Origin of the sequence: Streptomyces sp. NPDC057137 (genome assembly GCF_042670825.1) — a bacterium.
Lineage (GTDB): Bacteria > Actinomycetota > Actinomycetes > Streptomycetales > Streptomycetaceae > Streptomyces.
This window is the reverse complement of the sequence record NZ_JBHUUW010000001.1, coordinates 80,577-96,567: the sequence shown is the minus strand read 5'-3', so window position 1 is coordinate 96,567 and position 15,991 is coordinate 80,577. Positions and strand designations below refer to the sequence as shown.

Below are 15,991 nucleotides of genomic sequence, written 5' to 3'. Positions count from 1 at the left end.
CTAACTTTCATGCCTGGAAGGGATGCTGAGTCTTCGATGTCTTCGACGATGGAACCGAGCGCTCGTCTCGTACTGCTTTCTCCCGCACGTGTGGCCGACGTACGCCGGCGGGCCGGTGAGTACTCCGACCGGACCATCGCCGAAGCCTGCGCCATCGGGCTGTCGTACTGGGCGACCGGCCGGAGTCCGGAGGGCATCGACCTCGCCCCCGGCACTCTCTTCGCCGACGTCCTGGGATGGGTCGACAACGGCGGCGCGGGACCCGGCGGTTGGGAGGCCGCCGCCGACGGCCAGGGTGCTTGGCGCATCGCCGTCCCCGAAGACGTGTCACCGGCCGGCGCGCAGCTCGCGCTGGACGACCTGGCCGACTTCCCCGACCGGCCCATCGGCACCATCGCCCCGTCCAGCGCGGCGGCGAGGCTCGAAGCCCTGGCCGAGTGGAACGACAACACGGCCGACCGGGTCCGCCCGACCATCGTGGAGATGTTCCGCGAACAGGCACGGAACAGGCCGGACGCCATCGCCGTCATCGACGAGCGAAGGTCGCTGACCTACCGTCAGGCAGCTGAGCTGTCCAGTCAGTTGGCCCACCGACTGCTCGAACGCGGGCTCACCCCCGAACAGGTCGTCGGCATCTCGCTCGGCCGCTCCGCCGAGATGGTCGTCGGGCTCCTCGCCGTACTCCAGGCGGGCTGCGCCTTCGTACCCCTCGATCCGCAGTGGCCCGCCGCGCGCCGCGCCGTCGTCATCGAGGACGCCCGGGTCGTCCTGCAACTCAACACCTCGGGCGAGCCCGGTCCGGGTGAACCGGAGGCCGAGGCCGTCGACCTCGGCGACTGGCGGTTCGGTTCCCACCCCGTCGACGGGACCGGGATATCCGTCCCCGGCACGGCCCTGGCGTATGTGATCTTCACGTCCGGTTCCACCGGGCGGCCCAAGGGCGCGATGATCCGGCACGAGGCGATCAGCGAACGCCTGCTCTGGCAGGTCAACGAGATTCTGGGCTTCGGCCACGACGACGCGTCGCTGTTCAAGGCGCCGCTGTCCTTCGACATCTCCATCAACGAGATCTTCCTGCCGCTCGTGTCCGGCGGCAGACTGGTCGTCCTGCGGCCCGGCGGCGAACGCGATCCGCACCATCTGCTGAGCGTGATCGCCGAGCAGCGCGTCACGTTCACCTACCTGGTCTCGTCCATGCTGGACGTACTGCTGGAGATGGCGGGCGACTCCGGGCGCCTCGACAGCCTGCGGCACGTGTGGTGCGGCGGCGAGGTACTGACCCCGGAGCTGTACGAGCGCTACCGCACCAAGCTCGACATCCCGCTCTACCACGGCTACGGCCCGGCCGAGACGACGATCGGTGTCTCGCACGTCATCTACCGGGGCGAGGCGGAACGCCTGTCGACATCGATCGGCAAGGCCAACCCCAACACCCAGCTCTACGTGCTGGACGACGAACTGCGCCCGGTCCCGGTCGGCGTCGGCGGTGAGCTGTACGCCGGCGGGTTTCTCCTGGGGCGCGGATACGTCAACGCGCCCGGCCTGACCGCCTCCCGGTTCGTGGCGAATCCCTTCGCCACGGACGGCTCCCGGCTCTACCGCACCGGCGACCTCGCCCGGTTCGCACCGGACGGATCGCTGGACTTCCTCGGCCGCGCCGACAACCAGATCAAGATCCGCGGCATGCGGCTGGAGATCGAGGACGTCGAGGCCGGTCTCGCCGAGCACCCCGGTGTACGGCACACCTGTGTCGTCGCGAAGAAGAACGCGGCGGGCGGCACCTATCTGGTGGGGTACGTGATCCCGGCCGCCGGGCACGAGGACCTGCGGGCCGACCAGGTCAAGGCGTGGGCCGTCGAGCACATGGTCGAGTACATGGTGCCCGCCCACACCGTCGTGATGAAGGAGTTCCCGCTCACCGCCAACGGCAAGCTCGACCGGGCCGCGCTGCCGGAGCCCGCGATCGGGACAGGGCCGATCCACCCGCCCACCACCGAGAACGAGCGCGTCGTGTGCGCGGTCGTCGCGGCCGTGCTGCGGCTGGACGAGGTCGGTGTCAACCAGGACTTCCTCCAGCTCGGCGGCGACAGCATTCTGGCGATCTCGCTGCTGAGCGCGTTGCGGGACGCGGGTCTCTATGTCACCACGCGGCAGATCTTCACCAACAGCGTCGTCGGGGCACTGGCGGCGGTGGCGAGCCGTGAAGACGTCTCCACCGTGGACCACCGCGACGTCGCGACCGGGACCGTCGTGGGCTCGCCCGTCGTGCAGTGGCTCGGCGAGACCACGGACGCGATCGACGGCTTCGTACAGTCGGTCGTGCTGAACACCCCGGCCGACCTGACCGCCGACGCTCTCGACGCGATCCTCGCCGCCGTGACCGCGCGGCACGACATGCTGCGCGCCAGGCTGGTACGAGGCGACCGCTGGAGCTTCGACATCCCGGAGGCGTCCCCGGCCACCGCCGTGGGCCCGCGGGAGAGCGACGGTCCGCTCGACGCGTGCGTCGCGCTCGCCACCGACGGGCTCGACCCGGACAACGGCGTCATGCTGCGCGCGGTCTGGCGCCGCGAGGCACGTCAACTGGTCCTGGCCGTCCACCACGTGGTGATCGACGGGGTGTCCTGGCGGATCCTGATGGACGACCTGGCCACCGCCTGGCGGCAGTTCACCTCGGGTACGCCGATCGAGCTGCCCCCCGTGGGCACCTCGTTCCGCCGCTGGACACAGCTCCTGGAGCGTGCCGCGTTCGACGCGGACAGCGCCTACTTCCGGCGCCAACTGCCGGGCGCGGACGCGCCGGTGGGCAGGCGCGCCCTGTCCGGCGCCGACACCGTCGCACGGGAGCGCACCCGGACCGTCACCGCCGGCCCCGACGTCACGGCCGCGCTGCTGGGCGAGATCCCCGCGAAGTTCCACGCGGGCGTCAACGACGTACTGCTGACCGCGCTCGCCGTCACCCTCGCCCGGTGGCGCCGCGATCTCGGGCAGGACCAGAGCCACGCCCACATCGAACTCGAAGGCCACGGCCGCGAGGGACGGTTCGTGGCGGGCAGCGCCGGCTTCGAGCCGGAACTGTCGCGCACCGTCGGCTGGTTCACCACCCTGTTCCCGGTGACCGTGGACCCCGGCGCGGCGGCCGACCTCACCGCACCCGAGTACCTGGCCGCCGCCCTCAAGGCGGTCAAGGAAGACCTCGCCCGGGTACCGGACAACGGCGTCTCCTACGGCGCCCTGCGCTACCTGGCCCACGCCGAGTTCGACGCGCCCGCACCGCAGGTGCTGTTCAACTACCTCGGCCGCTTCGACGCCGGAGCCTCCGGGGACTGGCAACTCGCCGGATCCACCGGCCAGTTGGGTGAGAAGCGCGACCCGAGGATGCGCCTCCCGCGCGCCCTGGAGTTCAACGCGATCGCCGAACCCGCCGCCACAACCGGCGAGTACGAGCTGGTCACCACCATCTCCTGGCCCGAAGGCATGTTCACCGACGACGACATCGCGACCCTCGGCGAGTACTTCCGGGGGGCGCTGACCGGCCTCGCCGCGCTCGACCAGGGCGGCCACTCGCCCAGCGACTTCGGCCTGGTGCCGCTCACCCAGGCCGATGTCGACAGCCTGGACGGCCCGGCGCTGCGGGACATCCTGCCGCTGACGCCGCTGCAGGAGGGGCTGTACTTCCACTCCGTCTTCGACGACGACTCGGCGGGCAGTTACGTCGAGCAGCAACTGCTCACACTGGACGGCGAGGTGGACGCCGACCGGCTCGCCGCGGCGGCCAGCCGCCTGCTCGCGCTGTTCCCGAACCTCGCCGCGCGCTTCACCGCGCTCGCCGACGGCCGGGTGGTCTCCGTCCTGGAGAGCGGTGTGGAGGCGCCCTTCACCACCCTGGACCGCCCCGGTATCACCGACGACGAGATCCGCGACCTCGCCGAGCGGGACCGCCGCGCCGGGTTCGACCTGGCCACGGGACCGCTGATGCGGTACACGCTCATCCGCGCCGGCGCCGGCCGCACCGTCCTGGTGCAGACCGTGCATCACATCATCGCCGACGGCTGGTCGGTGCCGCCGATGCTCCGCGCGCTGCTGGCCGAGTACCACGCGCCGGGCACCGTGTACGCGCTCGGCGGCTTCTCCGACTACCTGGCCTGGCTCGCCGAACGCGACGCCGACGAGAGCGACCGGGTATGGCGCGACGAACTCGCCGAGCTGCCCGGCTCGTCACTGGTCGCCGAGGGGCACACCCCGTCCGACCGGTTCGCCGACATCGCCCTGGAGCCCGAGGACGACATCGACGCGGCCGTCCGCGCCGCCGGCGTACCCCTGAGCGTGGCCGTGCACAGCGCCTGGGCGGTGACACTGGGCGGCATCCTGCACGGCGAGGACGTCGTGTTCGGCTCCACGGTGTCCGGACGCGACGCCGATGTGCCAGGCATCGGGGACATGGTCGGTCTGTTCATCAACACCATCCCCGTGCGGGCCCGTTGGGCCGCCACGACCACGGCGCGCGACCTGCTCGACGCCGTACGGGAGCACCAGGGCGCCGTACTGCCGCACCAGCATGTCTCGCTGGCGCGCATCGGCCGCCAGGCGGGCGTCGGCGCGCTGTTCGACACCCTGGTGGTGTTCGACGTCGCGACCGATCTGGGCGCGCTGCGCGGGCCGGACGACACGCTGGTCATCACCGACATCGCGAACGAGGGCGCCCCGCACTACCCGTTGACGCTGGTCGTGGAGCGCGCACTCGACGGCCGCCCCCGCTTCAACCTGATCTACGACGGCGAACTGCTGCGGGAGGCGAGCGCGGAGGCAATCCTGCGTACGTTCACCCGGACCCTTACCGGCCTGCTGACCCGCCCGGACGCCCCGGTCGCGGACCTGGCGCCCGAGGCCGGGCGGGCTCCGGCGCGGATCACCCCGACGACCCTCGGCGGACTGTTCGAAGCCGCCGCGAGCCGAGAGCCGGCCGCCACCGCCGTCACCCGGTGCGCCCTCGACGGCGGCACCCGGTCACTGTCCTACGGCGAACTGTCCGCCGCCAAGGACGAGTTGGCCGCCACCCTGCGCGCGGCCGGAGTCCGGCCGGGCAAGCGCGTCGCCGTCGCCGTCCCGCGCTCCGTCGAGCAGGTCGTCGCACTGGTCGCGGTCGTCACGGCGGGCGGCGCGTACGTGCCGATCGACATGGCGTACCCGGACGAGCGGCTGGAGTACATCCTCGCCGACGCCGCCCCGCAGGTCGTACTCGTCGGCCGTGAACAGCGCGACCGCTTCACCGGACTGCTCGCCCGAGCAGGTGTGTCGGCCCGCGTACTCGTCCAGGGGGACGAGCCACCGCCCGCCGCCTCCGGGACCGCCGAGGCCGCGCCCGCGCTCGACTGGCACGACCCCGCGTACGTGATCTACACGTCCGGATCGACCGGCCGGCCCAAGGGCGTCGTCGTCCCGCACTCCAGCGTGGTCACACTGCTCGCGAACACCCGCCCCGACATGGACTTCGGCGCGCACGACGTATGGGTCCAATTCCACTCCTTCTCCTTCGACTTCGCGGTCTGGGAGCTGTGGGGCGCCCTGGCGCACGGCGGCGAACTGCTGGTGCCGGAGTACGGGCTGACACGCTCCCCGGTCGACTTCCACCGGCTGGTCCGCGAGCGCGGAGTGACCGTGCTCAACCAGACCCCGTCGGCGTTCTACCAGTTCATCGAGGCCGACCGGCACGCAGACGAGCCGGTCACGGCACTGCGCCGCATCATCTTCGGCGGCGAGGCGCTGGACCTCGGCCGGCTGCGCGGCTGGGTCGAGCGGCACGGCACCGGTGCGCCCGAGCTGGTCAACATGTACGGCATCACCGAGACCACCGTCCATGTCACCCACCGGGTGCTGACGGACGAGGACTTCGGCGTCGGCGACGACATCAGCCCGATCGGTGGACCGATACCCGGCCTGGTCACCCATCTGCTCGACGACCGGCTCCGGCCGGTCCCGCCGGGCCGGGTGGGCGCCATCTATGTCGCGGGCGACCAGGTGTCGCTCGGCTATCTGGGCCGGCCGGGGCTGACCGCGGGCCGGTTCGTGGCGAACCCGTTCGCGGACGACGGTTCCCGGATGTACCACACGGGCGACCTCGCCCGCCGCACACTCGACGGCGAGCTGCAGTTCGCCGGCCGCGCCGACGACCAGGTGCAGCTCAAGGGCTTCCGTATCGAACTCGGTGAAGTGGAGTCCGCGGTCAGGGAGTTGGACGGTGTGGTCGATGTGGCCGTCACCGTCGCGGACAGCGGCGACCACCTGGTCGCGCATGTCGTGGGCCGCGTACCCGGAGACCTTGCCGGCCGGCTGTCCACGAAGCTGCCCGCGCACATGGTGCCGGGCCGCGTACTGCGCGCCGACACCCTTCCGCTGACGGTCAACGGCAAGCTGGACCGCAAGGCCCTCACTGCGCGGGCCGCACAGGACGACACCCCGGTGGCCACGACCGGGTCCGCGCTCGCCGCGCTGGTCGGCGTCTTCGCCGGGGCCCTGTCCGGCACCGACGTGGACGCCGACACCGACTTCTTCATGGCCGGGGGCGACAGCATCGTCGCCATCACCGTGATCAACCGGGCCAGGGCGCTCGGGCTGCCGATCGCGCCCCGCGACGTATTCCTGTTCCGGACACCGCGCGCGCTCGCCGACCATCTGGCGACGCGCACACCGCGGGCCGAGGCGCCCGCGCCGGCCCACCGCGAGGACGGCCCACTCACACCGACGCCGATCATCCTGCGCCAGCGTGAACTGGGCGGATCGCTCGACCGGTTCGCCCAGGCCAGGGCGCTGGTGGCGGCCGAGGGAACCGGCTTCGCCGACGCGGAGCGCGCCGCGAACGCCGTCGTGGCCGCGCACCCGGTTCTCCGGCTGCGGCTGCGCGTCGAGCACGGCGTGTGGGCGCTGCGTACCGAACCCACCCGCCAGGTCACCGTCACCGTCGTCCGCGCGGGCGGGACGGGCGGAACGGACGGGACCGACGCGACGGCCGTGGCGAACGAGGCCGCCGGACGGCTCGATCCCGAGTCCGGAGAGGTCATCGCGTTCTCCTGGCTGGAGGCGAGCCGGACCCTCGTCGTCACCGTGCACCACACCGCCGTCGACTCCGTCTCCTGGCTGGTCCTCCTGGACGACCTGGCCACCGCCATGAGCGGCGCGGCCCTGCCGCCGCCGACCACCTCCTACGCCGAGTACGCCGAAGCGCTGGCGTCCCGATCCACCCAGGTGATCGACGACCTCGGGCACTGGGTCACCACCCTCCAGGCGCCCCCGCTGCTGCCCACCGTCCAGGGGCTGCGTGAGACCACCGTCGTCCTGCCGCCCGACGTGAGCGACCGACTGACCCGTACCGCGCCCGCCGCACTCGGCGTGGGTCTCACCGAGCTGCTGTGCGGCGCGCTGCGTACCGCGCTGACGCACAGTCAGCCGTCGCCCACCGACCTCGCGATCGAACTGGAGCGACACGGCCGGGTCCCCGCCCTCGACCACCACGACTACACCCGTACGGTCGGCTGGTTCACCTCCATCGCCCCCGTACGGCTCACCGCCCACACCGACCCGGTCGCGGCCGCGCGCGAGGTCGCCGAACGCCAGCCGGACGAGTGCGGGCAGGTCGCCTACGGCCAGCTCCGCTACCTCAACCCGCAGACGGCCCCGCTGCTGACCGCCCGCCCGCAGGTGCTGTTCAACTACCTCGGCCGGGGCGGCGAGTCCCAGGCGCTGCACCTCACCGCCGGTGACCAGGGCAGCCCGTACGCCGTCGAGGTCAACGCGTGGACCGACGACGCCACCGGATCCCTGCACGCGGCCTTCACCCTCGCCGACGGGATCCCCGACGAGATCACCGAGCACTGGCGCGGCGCGCTGGAGCAGGTCGCGGACACCGCCGCGACGGCCGAGCGCACCGCGCCGGTCACCCCCCTCCAGCGGGGCCTGTTCTTCCAGGCCCAGATGGCGGGTTCGGCCGGACACTACGTCGCGCAGAGCTGGTTCACCTTCGACCGGCGGCTGGACACCGACGCGCTGGCCGAGGCCATGGCGTACGTGATCGCGCGCCACCCGGTCGTGGGCGCCGGCTTCACCACCGACGACGACGGAAACCCGGTCCAGGTCCTCAAGGCGGGCCGGCGGGTCGATGTCCGTACGGTCCACCTGTCGACGGACACGGAGGTCGAGGACCTGCGCACCCGGGACCGGGACACCGGATTCGACCCGGGGGAGCCGCCGCTGATCCGGCTGACCGTGGTGCGGCTGCCCGGTGACCGGGACGGCCTGCTGTTCAGCTACCACCTGCTGCTGTGGGACGGCTGGTCCCGCGAGATCCTGCTGCGCGACCTGTTCGACGCGTACGAGGCCGTCCTCGCGGGCGAGCCACGGGCCGCGACCCCGGCCACGCCGAGCTTCGAGGACTACGCCCGGACGCTCGCCGCCAAGGACGCCGCCGTATCGGAGCGCTTCTGGGCGGAGCACCTGGCCGGCCTCGCCGGCCCGACGCTGCTCGCCGGACCGGAACCGTCCCTCTCGGACGACCTGCCCCGCGCGCTCGTCCGGACGATGTCCGCCGAACTGTCGGAACTGCTGCGGGAAGCCGCCAAGACGCACGGCGTCACGCTGAACTCGGTGCTGACCGGCGCGTTCGGTCTGCTCCTCGGCGCGCACACGGGCCGCGGCGACGCCGTGTTCGGCGTGACCGTCTCGGGCCGTGAGGGCGAGGGACTGGGCGACATCGTCGGTGTGCTGCTCAACACGGTGCCCATGTGGACCCGGGCACGGCCCGACGATACGGTCGGTGCGTACCTGTCGGCCGTGCAGACGGCCAGGGTCGACGCGATGGAGCACGAGCACGTGGGGCTCGGCGAGATCCAGCGGGCCAGTGGGCACACCACCCTGTTCGACAACCTGTTCGTGCTCCAGAACTTCCTGGACCTGGACGCGTTCGCCGAGATGAACGCCCGGCACGGCATCGACTCGGTGCGGGCGGACGACTCCACGCACTATCCGTTCACCTGGGTCGTCACGCCCGGCGACCGGCTCACGGTCAAGCTGGAGCACCGCGACGACGACCCCGGGAACGCCGGTCGTCTCCTCGACGGCTATCTCCGCGTACTGGAAGACCTGGCCCGGTCGACGGGTCCGGTCGGCGCGCTGCGGAGTCTGGGGCCCGTGCCCGAGCCCGCCGAGCGTACGGACGTCGGCACGGACACCGTCGTCGACCGGTTCGACGAGGCGGCGGACCGTGATCCGGAGCGCGTCGCGCTCGTCGCCCACGGCTCGACCATGACGTTCGCGGGGCTCCGCGACCGCAGCCGCGCGGTGGCGGGTGTGCTCGCCCGGCGGGGCGTCGGACCCGAGACGACCGTGGGGCTCGCGATCCCGCGCTCCCTCGACTCGATCGTGGCCCTGTTCGCCGTACTGCGCGTCGGCGCCGCCTACGTACCACTGGAGTTGGACCACCCGGACGAGCGGATCGCCGCGATCGTCGCGGACGCCCGCCCGGCGGTGACCCTCACCGTGAGCGCCGTGTCCCCCCGGCTGACCGGTGAACTGATCGAGCTGGACCGCCCGTTGCCCGAGGCCGAGCCGTACCGGACGTTCGCCCCGGACGACCCCGACCGGCTGCGGCACCCCGCGTACACGATCTACACCTCCGGGTCGACCGGCAAGCCCAAGGGTGTGGTGACCGAGTACGCCGGGCTCACCAACATGCTGATCAACCATCAGCGGCGCATCTTCGAACCGGTCCTCGCGGAGCACGACCACCGGGTCTTCCGGATCGCGCACACCGTGTCGTTCGCGTTCGACATGTCGTGGGAGGAGCTGCTGTGGCTCGCCGACGGCCACGAGGTGCACATCTGCGACGAGGAACTGCGCCGCGACGCGCCCCGGTTGGTCGAGTACTGCCTCGACCACGGGATCGACGTCATCAACGTGACCCCGACCTACGCGCAGCAACTGGTGGCCGAGGGACTGCTCGACAACCCCGAACGGCGCCCGGCGCTGGTGCTGCTTGGCGGCGAGGCCGTCACGCCGACACTGTGGCAGCGGCTCGCCGAGACCGAGGGGACGGTCGGCTACAACCTGTACGGGCCGACCGAGTACACGATCAACACCCTCGGCGTCGGCACCTTCGAATGCCAGGACCCGGTGGTGGGCGTGGCGATCGACAACACCGATGTGTACGTGCTGGATCCGTGGCTGCGGCCCCTGCCCGACGGTGTTCCCGGCGAGCTGTACGTGTCGGGCGTCGGCATCGCACGCGGCTATCTCGGGCAGCCCGCCCAGACCGCGCACCGCTTCGTCGCGTGCCCGTTCGGCGCGCCCGGCGAGCGCATGTACCGCACCGGGGACCTGGTGGTCCGGCGGCCCGACGGGAACCTGATGTATCTGGGCCGTACCGACCAGCAGGTCAAGATCCGGGGGCACCGGGTCGAACTGGGCGAGGTGGAGGCCGCGTTCGCGGCGCACCCGGCGGTGCGGTTCGTCGCCGCGGTGGCCCAGCCCGACCCGCAGGTCGACGGTGCCTACCGGCTGGCCGCCTATCTCGTCCTGGACGGCACCGACCTGGCTGCCGTCGCCGCCCAAGTGGGCGCCGCCCTGCCGGACTTCCTGCGCCCGACGCATTACGCCGAGGTCGACGGCATCCCGCTGACGGTGAACGGGAAGGCTGACACCAAGGCGTTGCCGGAGGCCAAGCCGCTGGGCGCGCTGACGACGGCGGGCGAGCGTGGCCCGGAGACCGAGACGGAGACCGCGGTGTGCGAGTTCTTCGCCGAGGCCCTGGACCTGGACGACGACGAGGTGAGCGCGGTGAGCGACTTCGTGTCCCTCGGCGGGCACTCCATGCTGGCGGTGCGGCTGATCGGCATGCTCCGCCGCGAGTACGGTCCTGTGGTCACCATCCGTGACCTGTTCACCCTGCGAACCCCGGAAGCGATTGCCCGCCATCTTGATGAAAACTGCTGACCCGAAGCGGCCCTCCCCGGGGTCGGACATCCTGCGGACCGCGCTGCGCCGCAACGTCGGCGCCATGGCCAAGGGCACCGGCCTCATGGGCCTGTACCAGGCGGGGGAGACCGCCTTCCCCATCGCGCTCGGCCTGATCGTCGAACACACGATGCAGGACCGCAGCCTCGGTGCCCTCGGCCTGTCGATCGCCGCGCTGGCCGTGATCATCACGACCGTCTCGCTGTCGTGGCGGTTCGGGATGCGTACGTTGCAGAAGGCCAACACGACCGAGGCGCACCGCTGGCGGGTGCGGGTGGCGGCCTGCGGACTCCAGCCGGTGGCCAGGGACGTCGACCTGAAGTCCGGCGAGGTGCTGACCATCGCCACCGAGGACGCCGACCAGACCGCCGACATCATCGAGGTGGTGCCGCTGCTGATCAGCTCGCTCGTCGCGGTGCTGGTCACGGCGGTCGCGCTGGGCATGGCCGACATCCGGCTCGGTCTGCTGGTGATCGCGGGCACGGTCGCGATCCTGTCGATCCTGGCCGTCATGTCCAAGCGGATCGGCGCCAGTACGCGCGAACAGCAGGCACGGGTGGCACGGGCCGGCGCGAAGGTCGCCGACCTCATCACCGGCCTGCGCCCGCTGCACGGATTCGGCGGCAACCACGCGGCCTTCCAGTCGTACCGGAAGGTCAGCTCGGACGCGAAGCACCAGGCGATCACCGTCGCCAGGGTGAACGGCGCGTACGCGGGCACCGCCCTGGCACTCAACGCGGTCCTCGCCGCCGCGGTGACCCTGGCGGCCGGCTGGCTGGCGTTCGGCGGGGGGATCACCATCGGGGAACTCGTCATGGCCGTGGGCCTCGCGCAGTTCATCATCGAACCGCTCAAGCTGTTCTCGGAGATGCCCAAGTACGTGATGATGGCGCGCGCGTCGGCCGACCGGATGGCGCTGGTGCTGACCGCGCCGCCGGTGACGGCCCCCGGGCCGGAGCGCCCGGCCGCGGGCGGCGACCTGGAGGTCGACTGCGTCCGGTACGGCTCCCTGAACCGGCTGAAGTTCCAGGTGCCCGCAGGTGAATTCGTGGCGATCGCCGTCTACCAGCCGCGCGCGGCGGCCGACCTCGCATCGATCCTGGCCGTCAACGTCCCGCCCCAGGAGTACGAGGGAGTGGTACGCGTCAGCGGGCAGGCGATCTCGGACCTGTCGATCGAGGCGGTCCGCGAGCACATGCTGGTCAACCCGTACGACGGGGAGATCTTCGCGGGCACCCTCCGTACGAACATCGACCCCTCGGGCACCAGCCGGCTGGTCCCCGAGGCCGTCGAGGCGTCCATGCTGACGGACGTCGTCGCCCTCCACCGCGACGGACTCGACTACGCCGTCCGGGACCGCGGCGCGAACCTCTCCGGCGGCCAGCGCCAACGGCTGTCCCTGGCCCGCGCCCTCGCCACCGACAGCGACGTCCTGGTCCTGCGCGACCCGACGACGGCCGTCGACGCGGTCACCGAACAGCTCATCGCCCGCAACGTCGCGAAGCTACGCCGGGGCCGTACCACCGTCGTGATCACCAGCAGCCCGGCGCTCCTCGACGCCGCCGACCGGGTTCTCGTACTGGACGACGGGGTCGTCATCGCCGAGGACACCCACCGGAACCTGCTCGCCACGGACGAGGACTACTGCCTGGCCGTGACGCGCTGAGCCGCTGAGGGTGAGCGGTTGAGCTGTTCCGGGGCCGTACGCGTACGACTCCCGGAACCTCTCAGCCGAGCGCCCAGGCGACATCCCTGAGCAGGGCGTGCCGCCAGCCCGCCCGGTCGTGGCCCGACGGCGACCGCGAGACCCGCACCGTGGCGCCCGCCTGTTCGACCAGCGTCTCCGTCAGCTCGCAGTGCGGCAGCATCCGCTTCTCGTGCTCGCCGACGTCGAACGCGCACCGCAGACCCGACAGATCGGGGCGCTCCCGCAGGCGCGCGGCGACGGCGCCGCCGACCGGGCCGCCCAACGGGTCCGCCAGGTCCATGGCGTCGGGTGTCCACCAGAACGACGCCGACTGACAGGCGACGCGGGACACCAGGTCCGGGAAGCGCAGCGCCGCGTACAGCGCGCTCAGCCCGCCGAGGCTCTGCCCGGCGACCACCAGCCGGTCCCAGTCGGCGCGTACGCCGCTCTCCGTCACCAGGGGCCGCAGTTCGTCCCGTACCGCCTCCCACAGCTCGGGGCGGCACCCGAACTCGCCCTCCCTGTCCTTGGCCGGCAGGAAGACGAGCGTGACCGGTGGCAGGTCGCCGTCGGCGACGGCCGAGTCGAACGCGGTCATGGCCGGGTGCAGATACAGCCAGTCGTCCCCGTCGAGCAGCAGGACCACCGGTCCGCCGCCGCCCGCCGGGTGGACGCGTACGGTACGCCGCCCGCCGAGCCGTGCACTGCTCCAGCGGAGCCGGGTGCCGGGGAGGGGCAGGACGTCCTCGGCGCCGACGGCGGGCCAGTGCGGCTGGTCCGGCACGTCCGGGGTCGCGGCGATGGACCGGTCACCTCCGGCGCCGACCGGGTTGAGCGGGTCGGCGTACGACGCCTCGCCCGCGAGGAGTTGATACGTCACCCGCAGCCGCGCGGGCATACGCACCTCGGCGTACCAGCAGTCCGTGTCGCCCCATCGGCGCAGGGGAGCCGGCTCCGACCAGCTCTCGAAGTCGATGCTCGCCGGGGACCCGCGCCACAGGAACAACGTCAGCCAGCCGCCGTCGTCGGCGGGGACCGACGCGGGCGTCCGCGCCGCCGCCCAGAACGCTTCGGTGCCGGGCTCACCGGGCAGTCCGAACTCGGCGAAGGCGTGCTCCCGGTCGGCCGCGAGGCGCATCGACGTCTCCTTGTGAGAGGGAAGGGGAAAGGCTAGGCTCGCCGTTGATTAGGGGAGCCTAACCTAACGTAGTCTTTCCTTCCATCCCTGATCCGTCTCCCGTACGGCCGCCCGCGCGCGGCCGTACGGCCACCGACCGCCCCACGCCGACGACTTGACGCACCCACCCGACGCGGCCGTCACCCGCCCCGTCGGCCCCGAGGAGGCACGCACCCATGAGCACCAACCCCTTCGACGACCCCGAAGGCCGTTTCCTGGTCCTGGTGAACGACGAGGGGCAGCACTCGCTCTGGCCGTCTTTCGCCGAGGTGCCCGGGGGGTGGACGATCGTCCTCGACGAGAACACCCGACAGACATGCCTGGACTTCATCGAGGCCAACTGGACCGATCTGCGCCCCCGATCCCTCGCGGCGTCCACGGACGTGTGACCTCGCGCGGCCGACCCGCTCGCGGTCTCGCGGTGATCCCGTCCCGACAGCCGACACCTCGGAGGGGCGCCGCCGATGCTCTGCACCAGACTGACCAACGCGCGCTTCCTCACCATGGATCCGGACCACCCCGTCGCCCATGACCTGGGCATCTGGCGGGGCCGGATCGTGGGCCTGGACGAGGCCGTGACCTCCTTGCCCGCCGTCGAGGTGATCGACCTCCAGGGCGCCACCGTGCTGCCCGGGTTCGTCGACGCCCATGTGCACCTGGCCTGGACGGGGTTCAAGGCGGACGCCGTGAGCATCGCGGGCCGCACGCGGATCGACGACGTGCTCGCCGTCGTGGCCGAAGCCGCCGCCCATCAGGGCTCGCCCGGCGGCTGGCTGAGCATCGCCGGCTACGACCAGCGGGTCCTCGGCCGGCATCTGACAGCCGCCGAACTGGACACGGTCAGCCACGGACACAAGGTGTTCCTGCTGCACGACTCCGGGCACGGCTGCGTCGTCAACTCCGCCGTCCTCGGCCTGCTCCCCGCCGGCATCCCGCACGAGAACGGCTTCCTCACCGAGGGCGCCATGGGCGTCGCCCGCGCGCTGCGCCTGCCCCACTCGCAGCGGGAGCTGGCCGAGGCGATCGGGCGCGCCGCCCGTACCTGTCTGGCCGAAGGCATCACCGCCTGCGCGGAGGCGGGCATCGGCGGAGCGCTCTTCGGTCACAGCCCGGTCGAGCTGGGCGCGTACCAACTCGCCCGCGAGGAAGGCCTGTTGCCGCTGCGCGTGCAGCTCATGGTGGCCGCCGAGCGGCTGCGCCCGGTCGGCGCGCACCAGGACGACGGCATACCCCGGGCGCTCGACCTCGGACTGCGTACCGGGTTCGGCGACGACCGCCTCTCCGTGGGCGCGCTGAAGATCTACACGGACGGCGGCATGATGGCGCGGACCGCCGCACTCAGCGGTCCGTACGAAGGGCTCGACCACTCAGGCCAGTTGCAGGACGACCCGGACGTGCTCGCGGACACGATCGTGGCCGGCCACCTCGCCGGGTGGCAGCTCGCCGTGCACGCGATCGGCGACCGCGCGGCGGACCTCGCCCTGGACGCGCTGGAACACGCCCAGCACCTTCGGCCGCGACCCGGCGCCCGGCACCGTATCGAACACGCCGGCCTGATCCGCCCCGACCAGCTCCCGCGCTTCGCGCGACTCGGCCTCAGCGCGGTCGTCCAGCCCAACTTCCTCCGCTACTTCGGCGACGACTACGCGGCCGTCATGGGCGCCGGGCGGGCCCCGTGGCTCTACCGGGGGAGGGCGTTCCTGGACCACGGCATTCCCCTCGTCGGCAGCTCCGACCGCCCCGTCACGGACGGATCCCCGCTGCGGGCCGTCCAGTTCATGGTCGAGCGGGCCGCCGAGTCCGGCCGGGTGATCGGCCCGGACGAGGGCATCACCGTCGATGAGGCCCTGCGCGCCTATACGGTCGCCGGTGCCTTCGCCTGCCACTGGGAGGACACCCTGGGCAGCCTCACCCCGGGCAAGTCCGCCGACCTGGTCGTGCTCGGCGACGACCCCCGGCGCGTCGACACGTCGTGCATCGGGGACATCGAGGTGGTGGCCACCTATGTCGACGGCAGCGAGGCGGCGGTCCAACCGGACCTTCCCCAACTGGACTTGGAAGTAAGGCAAGGCTAACCTAATCTCGTTTGTCTCGTCGGAGTGCCACGGCGCCGAGCCGTGCTCCGA

General features: G+C 72.0%; 5 protein-coding genes. 4 read left to right on the top strand and 1 reads right to left on the bottom strand.

Annotated elements, in window-relative coordinates; all coding sequences use genetic code 11:
- Window positions 1-36 precede the first annotated feature (36 nt).
- Window positions 37-10,980 carry an amino acid adenylation domain-containing protein gene (locus ACFT9I_RS00340; RefSeq protein ID WP_382558813.1) on the top strand — a complete coding sequence of 3,648 codons (10,944 nt, stop codon included), beginning with the start codon at window positions 37-39 and terminating at the stop codon, window positions 10,978-10,980.
- Window positions 10,967-12,667 carry an ABC transporter ATP-binding protein gene (locus tag ACFT9I_RS00335; protein ID WP_382558811.1) on the top strand — a complete coding sequence of 567 codons (1,701 nt, stop codon included), beginning with the start codon at window positions 10,967-10,969 and terminating at the stop codon, window positions 12,665-12,667. The genes ACFT9I_RS00340 and ACFT9I_RS00335 overlap by 14 nt, the downstream gene beginning before the upstream one ends.
- A 61-nt stretch (window positions 12,668-12,728) precedes the next feature.
- Here the strand turns inward: ACFT9I_RS00335 and ACFT9I_RS00330 are convergent, their stop codons facing one another.
- Complete coding sequence (locus tag ACFT9I_RS00330) at window positions 12,729-13,826, bottom strand: alpha/beta hydrolase-fold protein (protein WP_382558809.1); 1,098 nt, start codon at window positions 13,824-13,826, stop codon at window positions 12,729-12,731.
- 215 nt (window positions 13,827-14,041) lie between these two features.
- On the opposite strand from ACFT9I_RS00330, the gene ACFT9I_RS00325 reads away from it, so the two are divergent.
- Both ACFT9I_RS00325 and ACFT9I_RS00320 read left to right on the top strand, forming a co-directional pair.
- Window positions 14,042-14,254 (top strand): MbtH family protein, encoded by a 213-nt coding sequence (locus ACFT9I_RS00325; protein ID WP_382558807.1) that lies wholly within the window; start codon window positions 14,042-14,044, stop codon window positions 14,252-14,254.
- A 75-nt stretch (window positions 14,255-14,329) separates the two neighbouring features.
- The gene (locus tag ACFT9I_RS00320) at window positions 14,330-15,940 is read left to right on the top strand and encodes an amidohydrolase (protein WP_382558805.1); all 1,611 of its coding nucleotides are present in this window, start codon (window positions 14,330-14,332) and stop codon (window positions 15,938-15,940) included.
- Window positions 15,941-15,991: the final 51 nt, after the last annotated feature.

Bases quoted from the DNA above. Each gene is read 5' to 3' on its own strand.
- ACFT9I_RS00340 (WP_382558813.1), top strand. From the start codon at position 37: ATGTCTTCGACGATGGAACCGAGCGCTCGTCTCGTACTGCTTTCTCCC.
- ACFT9I_RS00335 (WP_382558811.1), top strand. From the start codon at position 10,967: ATGAAAACTGCTGACCCGAAGCGGCCCTCCCCGGGGTCGGACATCCTG.
- ACFT9I_RS00330 (WP_382558809.1), bottom strand. From the start codon at position 13,826: ATGCGCCTCGCGGCCGACCGGGAGCACGCCTTCGCCGAGTTCGGACTG.
- ACFT9I_RS00325 (WP_382558807.1), top strand. From the start codon at position 14,042: ATGAGCACCAACCCCTTCGACGACCCCGAAGGCCGTTTCCTGGTCCTG.
- ACFT9I_RS00320 (WP_382558805.1), top strand. From the start codon at position 14,330: ATGCTCTGCACCAGACTGACCAACGCGCGCTTCCTCACCATGGATCCG.